We start from the raw sequence: 13,220 nt of genomic DNA on the forward strand, positions 1-13,220 counted from the left end.
GTCCTCGACCTCGCGGAACGCATTCAGCACCGTCTGCCGGTACAGCGCCACGTCTTCCTCGTAGACCGCGCGAGCGCGATCCAGGCCGGCCTGGCGGCGGCCGCCGTCGAAGATCGGCATCGACAGCGCCGCGCCCACCAGCGGACCCAGCAGGAACGTGCGGCTGGACCACTGGAACAGATTGCCCAGCTCCGACGACTCGTAGCCGAAGGCGCCGGTGATGTCCAGGCGCGGGAAGAACGCCGACTTGGCCGCGCCGACGCGGGCGTTGGCGGCGGCCATCGCGCGCTCGGCGGCGGCGATGTCGGGGCGGCGTTCCAGCAGCGTGGACGGCAGGCCGGCCGGCACCGATACCGCGACCTTCTGCAGCGGCTGCGGCGGCATGGCGAAGTCGGACGGCGCGCGGCCCAGCAGCACGGCCAGCGCGTGTTCGGCGGCGGCGCGGCGGCGGTCGATGCCCAGCGCCTCGGACTGCGCCTGCGCCAGCTCGGACTTGGCGCGCGCCAGGTCCAGCTCGCTGATGTCGCCGGCGTCATAGCGCCGCTGGATCAGCTGCAGCGTGTCGGTGCGCAGCTTGACCGTCTGGCGATAGAGCTGCGCCTCGGCGTCCTGTTCGCGCACCTGGAAATAGGTGGTGGCGACGTCGGCCTGCAGCGCCAGCAGCACCGAGCGGTACAGCGCCTCGCTCTGCTGCGCGTCGGCGGTGGCGGCGTCGGCCGTCGACGAGACACGGCCGAACAGGTCGGCCTCGTAGGCCACGCTGGCCTGGGCGCGCCAGGTGGTCGACGGGCTGGTCGGCGTGCCGTCGGGCAGGCCGCGCGACACCGCCGAGGGGCGCTGGCGCGACGGGCCGAAGGCGGCGTCCAGGCTGGGGAAGAAGGCGGCGCGCGCCTCGCGCTGCAGTGCGCGGGCCTGGGTCAGGCGGGCGGCGGCGGCCTGCAGGTTCTGGTTGGCGCGCAGCGCTTCTTCCTGCAGCTGGTTCAGGCCCTCGTCGCCGAACAGCTTCCACCATTCGCCGCGCAGGGCTTCCTCGGAGGGTTCGGCGGTTTTCCAGCTGCCGGCTTCCGAGGCGGGCAGGGCGGCTTCCTTGTAGGCAGCCGGGGTGGCGGCCGCGGGCCGCTGGTAGTCCGGTCCCACCGCGCAGCCGGCCAGCACGAGCAGCGTGGCAAGCAGGGCGGAACCGCGGATCAGTCTTTTCTTCATGATGGCTATTCTCTTGAGGGCGCGTCCCGCCCCGCTGGACGGGACGCGCTGGCTTCTCGCTCTAGTCCTGGTTCGATGGCCGGATCAGGCGCCGTGCTGCGAGGCGGGCGGCGCGTGCGGGTCGATGTGCGGCACGCAGACCGGCGCTTCATGCGGCGCCGCCGAATGCAGCTTCTTGCCGCCGATGGAGCGCAGCAGCACGTAGAACACCGGCGTCAGGAACAGGCCGAACAGGGTCACGCCCAGCATGCCGAAGAACACGGCGACGCCCATGGCGTGGCGCATTTCCGAGCCGGCGCCGGACGACAGCACCAGCGGTACCACGCCCATGATGAAGGCGATCGACGTCATCAGGATGGGGCGCAGGCGCAGGCGGCTGGCCTCGATGGCGGCTTCCAGCGGGCTGCGGCCGTTCATCTCCAGCTCGCGGGCGAATTCCACGATCAGGATCGCGTTCTTGGCCGACAGGCCCACCAGCACCATCAGCCCGATCTGGGTGAAGATGTTGTTGTCGGCGCCGGTCAGGTACACGCCCGTCAGCGCCGCCAGGATGCTCATCGGCACGATCATGATCACGGCCAGCGGCAGCGTCAGGCTTTCGTACAGCGCGGCCAGCACCAGGAACACCAGCAGCACGCTGATGGGGAACACCCACAGGCCGGCGTTGCCCGCCAGGATCTGCTGATAGGTCAGGTCGGTCCATTCCAGCTTCATGCCGCGCGGCAGCGTCTCGGCGGCCACGCGCTCGGCCGCGGCCTGGGCCTGGTCGGACGAATAGCCCGGCGCCGGCCCGCCGTTGATGTCGGCGGCGGTGTAGCCGTTGTAGCGCACCACCATTTCCGGGCCGAAGGTCTGCTTGACCGTGACCAGCGACGACAGCGGCACCATGTCGCCGGCGCTGTTACGGGTCTTCAGCTGCAGGATGTCGTCGGCATGGGCGCGGAACGGCGCGTCCGCCTGTGCCCGCACCTGGAAGACGCGGCCGAAGCGGTTGAAGTCGTTCACGTACATCGAGCCCAGGTAGATCTGCATGGTGTCGAACACTTCCGTCACCGGCACGCCCAGCTGCTTGGCCTTGACGCGGTCCAGGTCGACGTCCAGCTGCGGCACGTTGATCTCGTAGCTGGAGAAGGCCGGGCCCAGTTCCGGCGCCTGGCGCGCCTTGGCCAGGAAGGCGGCCTTGGCCTTGTCCAGCTCGGCGTAGCCGGCTGCGCCGCGGTCCTCGATCTGGAACTTGAAGCCGCCCAGCGTGCCCAGACCCATCACGGGCGGGGGCGGGAACACGGCGATGAACGCGTCCTGGATGGCGGCGAATTTCTGGTTCAGCGAGCCCGCGATGGCGTTGCCCGACAGCGCGGCGCCCTTGCGCTCGTTGAAGGGCTTGAGCATCACGAACACGATGCCGGCGCTGGAGCTGTTGGTGAAGCCGTTGATCGACAGGCCGGGGAACGCGATGGCGCTCTGCACGCCGGGTTCCTTCAGGGCGATGTCGCTCATGCGTCGGATCACCGCGTCGGTGCGGTCCAGCGAGGCGCCGTTGGGCAGCTGCGTGAAGCCGATCAGGTACTGCTTGTCCTGCGCGGGCACGAAGCCGCCGGGCACCAGGTACGACACGCCGATGGTGGCGGCCACCAGCAGCGCGTAAACGCCCATGGCGCCGGCCTTGCGGCGGATCACGCCGGACACGCCCACGCCATAGGATTCCGAGGCGCGGCCGAACATGTTGTTGAACCAGTTGAAGAAGCGGCCGAAGACGCGGTTCATGCCACGGGTCAGCCAGTCGGGCTTCTCGTGATGGCCCTTGAGCAGGATGGCCGACAGCGCCGGCGACAGCGTCAGCGAGTTGAACGCCGAGATCACCGTCGAGATGGCGATGGTCATGGCGAACTGCTTGTAGAACTGCCCGGTCAGGCCGGTCATGAAGGCCAGCGGCACGAACACCGCGCACAGCGTCAGCGCGATGGCGATGATAGGGCCGCTCACTTCCCGCATGGCGCGGTAGGTCGCCTCGCGCGGGGTGAGCCCGGCGGCGATGTTGCGCTCGACGTTTTCCACCACCACGATGGCGTCGTCCACCACGATGCCGATGGCCAGCACCATGCCGAACAGCGACAGCGCGTTGATGGAATAGCCGAAGACCAGGAGCAGCGCGAAGGTGCCCACGATGGAGACCGGCACGGCCAGCAACGGGATGATGGACGCGCGCCAGGTCTGCAGGAACAGGATCACCACCAGAACCACCAGCGCGATCGCTTCCAGCAGCGTGTGAACCACCGCCTCGATACTGGCGCTGACGAACTGGGTGGGGTCGTACTCGATACGGTACTCCACGCCCGGGGGAAAGTCCTGGGCCAGCTCGGCCATGGCCGCGCGCACCTTGGTGGACACGTCCAGCGCGTTGGCGCCGGGCGACTGCATGATGCCCATGCCCACCGCCTGCTTGTTGTCCAGCAGCGAGCGCAGGCCGTATTCCTGGGCGTCCAGCTCCACGCGCGCCACGTCGGACAGGTGCGTCACGGCGCCGTCGGGCGAGGTCTTCAGGATGATGTCGCGGAACTCTTCCTCGGTTTGCAGGCGGCCGCGCGCGTTCACGTTCAGCTGCAGCGGCACGTCGCCCAGCGTGGGCGAGGCGCCGATCACGCCGGCGGCGACCTGCACGTTCTGCTCGCGGATGGCGCTGACCACTTCGCCGGCGGTCATGCCGCGCTGGGCGACCTTCTGCGGGTCCAGCCAGACGCGCATCGAGTAGTTGCCCGAGCCCCACACCGTCACTTCGCCCACGCCGGTGATGCGGGCCAGGCGGTCCTTGACGTTCAGGATCGCGTAGTTGCGCAGGTAGGTGATGTCGTAGCGGTCATTGGGCGAGATCAGGTGCACCACCAGCGTCAGCGTGGGCGAGCTCTTGGCCGTGGTCACGCCCAGGCGCTGCACGTCCGGCGGCAGGCGCGGCAGCGCCTGCGAGACGCGGTTCTGCACAAGCTGCTGGGCCTTGTCCGGGTCCACGCCCAGCTTGAAGTTGACCGTCAGCGTCAGGTTGCCGTCGCTGTTGGCCTGCGACTGCATGTAGAGCATGTTCTCGACGCCGTTGATGGATTCTTCCAGCGGCGAGGCGACGGTTTCGGCGATGACCTTGGGGTTGGCGCCGGGGTACTGGGCGCGCACCACCACCGAGGGCGGCACGACTTCCGGGTACTCCGAGATGGGCAGCTGGAACATGGCCAGCAGGCCCGCCAGCAGCACCAGCACGGACAGCACGCCCGCGAAGATCGGCCGGTCGATGAAGAATTTCGAGATGTTCATGAGGATACTCGTCGGGTGCGGCGGCTCAGTTCACCGAGGCCGCGGCGTTCGATGCGGTCTGGACCGGCTTGCGCTGGGCCGAGGCCATGGGCACGACGGTGGGCGTTACGGGGTCGCCCGGACGCACGCGTTGCAGGCCGTTGACGACGATGCGCTCGCCGGCCGCGAGGCCGGAATCGACCACGCGCAGGCCGTCCTGGTTGGCGCCCAGCTTGACCTGGCGATAGATGGCGTTGTTCTTGTCGTCCAGCACCAGCACGTAGCGCTTGTCCTGGTCGGTGCCGATGGCCTTCTCGTCGATCAGCACGGCCTGGCGCGGCTCGGTGCCTCCCAGGCGGATGCGGGCGTACAGTCCGGGCAGCAGCGAACCGTCGCCGTTGTCGAACTCGGCGCGCACGCGGATGGTGCCGGACGTGGCGTCCAGGCGGTTGTCCACCGATTGCACGACGCCGGTGCGCGAATAACCGTCCTCGTTGGCCAGGCCCAGTTCCACCGGCACGCTGCCGGCCTTGCCGTTGCGGGCCGGGTTGATGTACTTCAGGAAGGTTTGTTCGTCCACGTCGAACGATGCGTACATCTTGGACACCGACACCAGCGTGGTCAGCGGCACCGAGGCGGCGCCGGCGGCGACCACGTTGCCCACCGTGACCTCGGCGCGCGAGACGCGGCCGGCCACCGGGGCCTCGATGCGGGTGTAGCCCAGGTTCAGCTTGGCGTAGTCCAGCGCGGCCTGGGCGCCCTGCAGGTTGGCGGCGGCTTCGCGGGCGGCGTTCTGCTTTTCCTCGAAGTCGCGGCGCGCGATGGCGTTGTCGCCCAGCAGGCGCTGGCCGCGCGCCAGTTCGCTGGCGGTGTAGGAAGCGCGGGCGCGCGCCGCCGTCAGGGTGGCGGCGGCGCGGTCCACCTCGGCCGCGTAGGGGCGCGGGTCGATGGTGAAGAGCACGTCGCCCTTCTTGACGATGGTGCCGTCCTGGAAGTGCACGGCGGTCAGGGTGCCGGAGACCAGCGGTCGGATGTCGACCCGGTCGATGGCTTCCAGCCGGCCGGAATAGCGCTGCCAGTCGACGATGGTCTTGTTGACCACTTCGGCCACGTCGACCTGGGGCGCGGCGGGCGCGGTCTGGGCCTGGGCGGCATTGGCGCCGGCGGGCGCGCGAAACAGGGCATAGCCGCCGCCGGCCGCGATGACGGCTGCGAAAACGGCGAGCACAGCAAAACGATTACGCGAAACCATGATGTTCCTTGATGTGAGGAGAGGAGCGAAGCGTCCGCGCGTAAAGGCCGGGGGGCGGGCGGCGGCGGCCGGCGGGCCGCCTGGGCACGGCAATCCTCGGCTTCCGTTTTATGTTGCGTTGCAACATCGACCGGGGTCGGCTGTCCGGCGCTGGCAGCTTGGCTAGGGCTGGCCGGGGCGCGGACGCGGAGGCTGAGGGTTGACGTGCCCGTCTGGCGGTGCCGGGAGGCACGGGCGCTTCAAGATGGTTGCCATTCTGAGTGTTATCTGGTGCCGGATAAACCCGTCTAATTCGGCAACACTAGTCGTCAGGATCGACTAATCTCGACGGGTTTCGGGTTATGCTTCCCACACCCCGACTTTTACAGAGCACGCCGACATGGACCGCTTCCAGGCTATGCAGGTGTTCGTGCGCGTCGTGGACGCCAATAGCTTCACCCGGGCGGCCGACAGCCTTTCCCTTCCGCGCACCACCGTCACCACCATCATCCAGAACCTCGAACGCCTGCTGGGCGTGCGTCTGCTGAACCGCACCACGCGGCGCATCGGCCTGACGCCGGACGGCGCCGGCTATTACCAGCACTGCGTGCGCATCCTGGCCGACGTCGAGGAAACCGAGGCCTGCTTCCAGGAAGCGGCGTTGCGCCTGAAAGGGCGGCTGCGCATCGACGTGCCGACCTGCATCGGCCGGCTGATCCTGATTCCGTCATTGTGCGATTTCCACGACAAGTACCCCGATGTCGAGCTGGTGCTGGGCCTGGGCGACCGGCCGGTGGACATGGTGCAGGAAGCCGTCGACTGCGTGATCCGCTCCGGCGACCTGGAGGATTCCAGCCTGGTGGCGCGCCGCATCGGCATGCTGCAGACCGTGACCTGCGCGTCGCCGTCGTACATCGCGCGCCATGGCATGCCGCAGACCATCGAGGAACTGGGCCGGCACCACGCAGTGCATTACTTCATGAGCCGCAGCGGCCGCAATTGCGCCTGGAACTTCAAGGTGGACGGCAAGCACCAGGAAGTCGAAATGAAGGGCACGGTGGCGGTGAACGAGGCCGGCGCCTACCTGGATTGCGGGCTGAAGGGCTTCGGCCTGATCCAGACCCCGCGCTACATGGCGCTGCCGCATCTGCAATCGGGCGAGCTGATCGAGGTGCTGCCGCAGTGGAAGCCCGGCGCCGTGCCGATGTCCATCCTCTACCCGCAGAGCCGCCAGCTCTCGCCCAAGGTGCGCGCCTTCGCCGACTGGGTGGCCGAGCTGTTCGCCAGCTGTCCGCTGTTGAGCGGCCGCGACGAGACCGATCCCGCCGCGCTCACCTGCGGCGTCTTCAAGACCGAGGCGGCCAAGGCCCGGCTGCCCGCGCCGCAGCCCGAGCCCGCCCGCGCCACGCTGACCGAGGCCCTGCTGGGCCGGCGCAGCGCCCGCGAGGAAGCGGCGGAATACGCACTGTAGCCGGACGATGGCGCCGGCCAGATCAGGGTCGGCCGCCATCGCGCCGAGCGGCGCGAGACTCCGTCCCGGACGCTTTCGCATCCGCCCGTCCCCGTTTCCTGGGGAAACCCCGTAGCAATTACAGGCTTCGCGTCCATCGCATGATGTGAAACGTCTGTATAGTCCGACAGTCAAAGCCCGTAACGCCTTTTCTGTCGATACGCATACATGCAGCCTGTCCTTCCCGCATACCTGATCGCCCGTGGGCTTTTGTTGCTCGTACTGTTGGCGGGAGCGTATTTCCTCAGCGGTTTCCTGGTGCCCGCGCTGGCGGCGCTGATCATCGGCCTGGCCAGCTGGCCGGTCTACCAGCGCCTGGTGACGCGCTGCGGCGGACGCACCGCGTTGGCGGCCACGCTGGCGCTGCTGGTGGTCATCGTGGTGCTGGTCGTGCCGCTGTCGCTGGCGCTGTCCTACGCCATCAAGGAAGCCAGCTCCTTCTTCGCCTGGGCCATCGCGGCCAACCGCCACGGCGTCGACGTGCCCGCCTGGATCACGTCCATGCCGGTGCTGGGCGAGCGGCTGGCGGAGTACTGGCAGGCCTACATTGGCCAGCCCCACGCGCTGGGCGCGCTGGTCGAGGCCGTCAGCGGCGAACACCTGGGCAACATCTACCGCATGGTGCTGGCCGCCACCGGCAATGTGTTCCAGCTGCTGCTGACCGTGCTGTTCATGCTGATCACGCTGTTCTTCGTCTACAAGGACGGCAACCGCATGGTGGCCCAGCTGGACGTGCTGGGCGAACGCATCCTGCCGGCGCGCTGGCAGCGTTTCTCGCGCGTGGTGCCGGCCACCATCAACTCCACCGTCACCGGCATGGGCCTGATCGCCCTGGGCGAGGGCGTGGTGCTGGGCGTGGCCTACTGGATCGCCGGCGTGCCCTCGCCGGTGCTGCTGGGCGTGGTGACCGGCTTCATGGCGCTGATCCCCGGCGGCGCGCCGCTGTCCTTCACGCTGGTGTCGCTGTACCTGGTCGGCTCCGGCCACATGGTCGCCGGCATCGCGCTGATGGTCTGGGGCAGCGTGGAGCTGTTCATCGTCGACAAGACCCTGCGTCCGCGCCTGGTGGGCGGGCCGGTCAAGCTGCCGTTCCTGCCGACCTTCTTCGGCCTGGTGGGCGGGGTCAAGACCATGGGCATCGTGGGCCTGTTCGTCGGCCCGGTGCTGATGGCGCTGCTGGTGGCCGTGTGGCGCGAATGGGTGCACCACGAGGAACAGGAGCGCGACGCCGCCGCCGGCAAGTAAGTAATCCGGCGCGGCCGACGGCCGCCACCCCTGCGCGCCACGGGAGATTGAAATTTCTGTCTTGACAGAAATTTCAGGCGCCTCGACACTGGAGTCATGAAACTGACTCCCATCGCACAACGCTTCATTCTCCACTGGGGAGACATGGGCAACAGCTGGGGCGTGAACCGGACGGTCGCGCAGATCCACGCGCTGCTCTTCTTCCACGGCAGGCCGCTGAACGCCGAGGAAATCGCCGACACGCTGAACGCCGCGCGCTCCAACGTCAGCAACAGCATCAAGGAATTGCTGAACTGGGGCCTGATCCGCAGCAGTCGCCGGCCCGGCGACCGGCGCGATTACTTCGAAACCTCCGCCGATGTCTGGGAACTGCTGCGCACCATCGTGCGCGAGCGCAAGCAGCGCGAGTTCGACCCCACTTCGCAGATGCTGCGCGACCTGATCGCCGAACCCGGCTTCGAGGCGGAATCGCCCGACACCCAGGACCGCGTGCACGAGACGCTGCGCCTGATGGAATCACTGGGCATCTGGACCGACGAGATGCTGCGCCTGTCTCCCGCCACGCTGGACAAGGTGCTGCGCCTGGGCGCCAGCGTGCAACGCTTCATCCGTTCCGGGCCGCCGCCCACGGCCGCCCCCAAGCGCAAGCGCTGAGCGGATATTTCTGTAATTAGAGAAATGTGAGGCCACCATGCGTATCCTGGTCTGCGGCGGCACGGGTTTCATCGGCCGTCATATCGTCGACAGCCTGAAGCAGGCGGGCTACGAGCCCGTGCAGCGCAGCCGCCGCACGGCGCCCCCTCTGGATTTTTCCAGGGCGCTCGCGGCCGAGGCCTGGTTGCCGCATCTGGCCGGCATCGACGCCGTGGTCAACGCCGTGGGCGTGCTGCGCGACAGCGCCAGCCGGCCGCTGCAAGCCATGCATGCCGACGCTCCCATCGCGCTGTTCGATGCCTGCGCGGCGGCGGGCGTGCGGCGGGTGGCGCAGATCTCGGCCCTGGGCATCGCCCACAGCGCCACGCGCTACGCCAGCACCAAGCGCGCCGCCGACGAGCATCTGCTGGCGCTGACGCAGCAGGGGCGGTTGAACGGCTGCGTGCTGCGTCCCAGCGTGGTGTTCGGCGCCGGCGGCGCCAGCAGCCAGCTGTTCCTGGCCCTGGCGCGCCTGCCAGCCCTGCTGCTGCCGCGTCCGGTCCTGCAGGCGCGCGTGCAGCCCGTGGCCGTGCGCGACCTGGCGGACGTGGTGGCGCGCATGGCGGGTTCGGATGCGCCGTCGGGCCTGATCGAGATCGGTGGACCCGAGGCCCTGCCGTTGGCGCAGCTGATCGCCAATCTGCGCGCGCAGATGGGCCACCGGCCGGCTTGCGTCGGCCCGCTGCCCGGCTGGCTGAGCCGGGCCAGCGCGCGCGCGGGCGACTGGCTGCCGGTGTCGCCCTGGTGCAGCGAAACGCTGGCGCTGCTGGAAAGCGACAACGTCACCGATCCGGCCACCCTGGAACGCTGGCTGGGCCGGCCCGGCGTCGCGCCCGGGCAGCTGCTGGCCACGCTGCGCAGCGATTGAAACGGAGCCGTCGCATGTCATCGTCCGCCGCGAACATCATTCCTCCCGGGCTGCGCCTCATGCATGCCAGCCTGGTCATCGTCTGGCTGGGCACGGCGCTCGTCAGCGCGCTGGAACACAAAGGCCTGAGCGCGCGGCTGCTGGCCGACGCCGGCATCCTCGGCACGCGCTGGCAGGCCCTGCTGGTCTGGAGCGGCCTGCTGGCCGATCTGGCCGTGGGCCTTGCGCTGTGGCTGCGGCCCGGTCGCGCCAGCTATCTGGCGGCGCTGGCGCTGATGCTGGCGATGACCGTGACGGCCACCGTCCTGCAGCCCGCGCTGTGGCTGCATCCGCTCGGGCCGCTGCTCAAGAACCTGCCGATCGCGGCCATGCTGCTGCACCTGATGTCGGCCCAAGCCAAGAAGAAGGAGCTCGCATGAATGCCTATCTGTTGCTCAAGTCCGTGCATATCGTGTCCAGCGTGCTGATGGTGGGCACCGGGCTGGGGTCGGCCTTCTACATGTTCTTCACCAACCGCAGCGGCAACGTCGCCGCCCAGGCCGTGGTCAGCCGGCTGGTGGTGCGCGCCGACTGGTGGTTCACCACGCCCTGCGTGATCATTCAGCCGATCTCGGGCATCGCGCTGGCGCACATGGCGGGCTGGTCGCTGACGACGCCCTGGCTGGCGCTGTCCATCGGCCTGTACGCGCTGGCGGGCGTCTGCTGGCTGCCGGTGGTCTGGCTGCAGCTGCGCATGGCGGTCATGGCGCGCGACGCGCACGCGGCGCAGGGGGCGCTGCCCGAACTGTACGCGCGGTATGCGCGGCGTTGGGAGGCGCTGGGCTACCCGGCCTTCATCGCCATGGCCGTGACCTACTACCTGATGGTCAACAAGCCGGCGCTGTGGGGCGCATGAAACCCGCGTCGGGAGCGCGGGCTTGCCCATGGCGATTTGCAGTAATCTAGCGCCCTTGCGTCCGCTTGCTGTCGATGCCCCGCGGATGCCCGTGTTGCCTTGAGAATCGAGATGGCCGCGTTGCCCACAGATGAACAGATAGCCGTCCTGCGCGAGCAGGGTTTCGTGGTGGCGCGCGGTTTCGCCGATGCGGGCAGGGTGGCCGCCTTGCGCGCGCTGTCCGAGCGCCACTTGCGGGATCACGTCGCGCCGATCGAATACGAGGCCGACCTGCGCTACCCCGGCGCGCCCGAATCGCGCCAGGCCGAGGGCGGCCAGACCGTGCGCCGCCTGCTGTCCGCCTATGGTCGCGACCCGCTGTACGCGCAATGGGCCACGGACCCGGCCATCGGCCAGTGGCTGGCGCGCTATTTCGGCGAGACGCCGGTGCTGTCCACCGTGCACCACAACTGCGTCATGACCAAGCATCCGGCCTATGGCAGCCTGACCGGCTGGCATCAGGACATCCGCTACTGGTCGTTCTCGGATACCGATCTGGTGTCCTGCTGGCTCGCCCTGGGCCACGAGACCCGCGCCAACGGCGGCCTTTCATTCATCCCCGGTTCGCATGCGGCGGCGTTCCAGCCGGCCCAGTTCGACGCCAAGAAATTCTTCCGCGACGACGAGCCGCTGAACACGCCCTGGATCGCGCGCGCGGTCTGTCCGGACCTGGAGCCGGGCGACGTGGTGTTCTTCCACTGCCGCACGCTGCACGCCGCCCAGGGCAACAGCAGCGACCGCGTCAAGCTGTCGCTGGTCCACACCTACCATCCGCAATCCTGTCACCCGCTGCCCGGCACGCGCTCGGCCAGCCAGCCGGGCGTGCCGCTAGCGGGCTGAGCCCGGCCTCAGCCGCGCCGGCCCAGCCGCCACAGCAGCAGCGCCGACAGCGCAATCGCGGCCACGTTGAATTGCAGCGCGCTGGCGAAGGCCTGCGCATAGCGGTCGCCGGCAGGCAGGCCGGCGCCGGCCTCCAGGGCGCCGCCGAACAGCATGCCCGCCGCCGCCACGCCCAGTGCCGCGCCCACCTGTTGCAAGGTCGACACCACGCCGGCGGCCATGCCGGCCTGATGGTCGGGCACCAAGCCCAGCGCCAGGTTCACCAGCGGCGTGTTGACCGCGCCCTGCGCCGCGCCCAGCCACACCAGCACCGGCACCAGCGACCAGGGCGCCAGCGCGCCGCTGGCCGCGCCCACCTGCAGCATCAGCGCCGTCGTGGCGCCGCCATAGAGCAGCGCGGCCAGCGCAATGGCCGGCGTGCCATAGCGCGCTACCAATCGGGGCGCCAGCATCGAGCCGGCCACGAAGCCCACGCTGGCCGGCGCGAAGATGGAACCCGCCGTCAGCGCATCCACGCCCAGCCCGGTCTGCATCAGCAGCGCGTAGCACAGGAACAGCGCGGCGGCCGTCGAGAACACCAGCAGCACCAGCAGGCAACCGGTGGCGAAGCGCGGCTGCGTCAGCAGGGTCATGTCCACCAGCGGCGCACCGCCGGCCGCGCCGATGCGGCGCTGCGCACGCACGAACAATGCCAGCGCGGCCACGGCCAGCATGGCGCTGGCCAGCGTCCAGGCAGGCCAGTGCCGCGCCGGGCCCTCGATCAGCGCCAGCATCAGCAGGCCCAGGCCCAGCCCGGCCAGCGCGGCGCCGGGCCAGTCCATCGACGAGGCCGAAGGTTCGCGCGACTCCGGCAGATGGCGCGCCAGCTTCCAGGCGGCCAGGCCCAGCGGCACATTGACCAGGAAGATCACGCGCCAGGACAGGCCGAACAGGTCGGCATGCACGATCCAGCCGCCCAGCACCTGGCCGGCGATGGCCGCCAGCCCCAGCGTCATGCCCAGCAGGCCGAAGGCGCGGCGGCGCGCGTGGCCGTCGTAGCTGACGCGGATCAGCGCGTACACCTGCGGGAACAGCATGGCCGCCGCCACGCCCTGCAGCACGCGCGCCGCGATCAGCGCATTGGCGTCCGGCGCTAGTCCGCACAGCGCCGAGGTCAGCGCGAAGCCCAGCATGCCCAGCACGAACAGCCGGCGCCGGCCCAGGCGGTCGCCCAGCCGGCTGCCGGCGATCAGCAGCACGCCATAGGCCAGCTCGTAGGCCACGATGATGAAGTTGATCTGCGCGAAGCTCGCGTCCAGCGTGCGTTGCATGCTGGGGATGGCGATGTTCACCACGAACAGGTCGAAGATGGTGATGAAGCCGCCGGACAGCAGCACGGCCAGACCCAGGCGGCCGGGTTGCGCGGCCTGGGCGGGGC

At 69.3% G+C, this 13,220-nt stretch carries 11 protein-coding genes; 7 read left to right on the forward strand and 4 right to left on the reverse strand.

The annotated features are described in order from the left end of the window. The 3 genes from KDH83_RS25065 to KDH83_RS25075 all read right to left on the reverse strand — a co-directional run. The coding region (locus KDH83_RS25065) for an efflux transporter outer membrane subunit (RefSeq protein WP_212320725.1) at positions 1 to 1,203 on the reverse strand (1,203 nt) is incomplete at its 3' end. 84 nt (positions 1,204 to 1,287) lie between these two features. Next, positions 1,288 to 4,503 carry a multidrug efflux RND transporter permease subunit gene (locus tag KDH83_RS25070; RefSeq protein ID WP_212320726.1) on the reverse strand — a complete coding sequence of 1,072 codons (3,216 nt, stop codon included), beginning with the start codon at positions 4,501 to 4,503 and terminating at the stop codon, positions 1,288 to 1,290. Positions 4,504 to 4,528: 25 nt separating this feature from the next. After that, on the reverse strand, positions 4,529 to 5,734 hold the full coding sequence (locus KDH83_RS25075) for an efflux RND transporter periplasmic adaptor subunit (protein WP_212320727.1): 1,206 nt from the start codon (positions 5,732 to 5,734) through the stop codon (positions 4,529 to 4,531). 379 nt (positions 5,735 to 6,113) lie between these two features. Between KDH83_RS25075 and KDH83_RS25080 the strand changes: the two genes are divergently transcribed. The 7 genes from KDH83_RS25080 (at position 6,114) to KDH83_RS25110 (ending at position 11,803) form a co-directional block, all read left to right on the forward strand. Then, entirely contained in the window at positions 6,114 to 7,184 is a 1,071-nt protein-coding gene (locus tag KDH83_RS25080; protein WP_212320728.1) for a LysR family transcriptional regulator, read from the forward strand. 207 nt (positions 7,185 to 7,391) lie between these two features. After that, positions 7,392 to 8,468, forward strand: a complete 1,077-nt coding sequence (locus KDH83_RS25085; RefSeq protein ID WP_212320729.1) for an AI-2E family transporter — start codon at positions 7,392 to 7,394, stop codon at positions 8,466 to 8,468. Positions 8,469 to 8,564: 96 nt separating this feature from the next. After that, positions 8,565 to 9,122 carry a MarR family transcriptional regulator gene (locus KDH83_RS25090; protein ID WP_212320730.1) on the forward strand — a complete coding sequence of 186 codons (558 nt, stop codon included), beginning with the start codon at positions 8,565 to 8,567 and terminating at the stop codon, positions 9,120 to 9,122. Between the two features lie 37 nt (positions 9,123 to 9,159). Beyond that, positions 9,160 to 10,029, forward strand: coding sequence for an NAD-dependent epimerase/dehydratase family protein (locus tag KDH83_RS25095; protein WP_212320731.1), 870 nt, complete (start codon positions 9,160 to 9,162; stop codon positions 10,027 to 10,029). A 14-nt stretch (positions 10,030 to 10,043) separates the two neighbouring features. Next, positions 10,044 to 10,448, forward strand: a complete 405-nt coding sequence (locus KDH83_RS25100) for a DoxX-like family protein (protein WP_212320732.1) — start codon at positions 10,044 to 10,046, stop codon at positions 10,446 to 10,448. Beyond that, entirely contained in the window at positions 10,445 to 10,924 is a 480-nt protein-coding gene (locus KDH83_RS25105) for a DUF2269 domain-containing protein (RefSeq protein WP_212320733.1), read from the forward strand. Before KDH83_RS25100 ends, KDH83_RS25105 begins: the two co-directional genes overlap by 4 nt. A 111-nt stretch (positions 10,925 to 11,035) precedes the next feature. Continuing rightward, on the forward strand, positions 11,036 to 11,803 hold the full coding sequence (locus KDH83_RS25110) for a phytanoyl-CoA dioxygenase family protein (protein WP_212320734.1): 768 nt from the start codon (positions 11,036 to 11,038) through the stop codon (positions 11,801 to 11,803). An 8-nt stretch (positions 11,804 to 11,811) separates the two neighbouring features. Here the strand turns inward: KDH83_RS25110 and KDH83_RS25115 are convergent, their stop codons facing one another. Continuing rightward, positions 11,812 to 13,191 carry an MFS transporter gene (locus KDH83_RS25115; RefSeq protein WP_349291668.1) on the reverse strand — a complete coding sequence of 460 codons (1,380 nt, stop codon included), beginning with the start codon at positions 13,189 to 13,191 and terminating at the stop codon, positions 11,812 to 11,814. Positions 13,192 to 13,220: the final 29 nt, after the last annotated feature.

It is taken from the genome of Achromobacter sp. Marseille-Q0513 (assembly GCF_018195695.1).
Classification (GTDB): domain Bacteria; phylum Pseudomonadota; class Gammaproteobacteria; order Burkholderiales; family Burkholderiaceae_B; genus Achromobacter.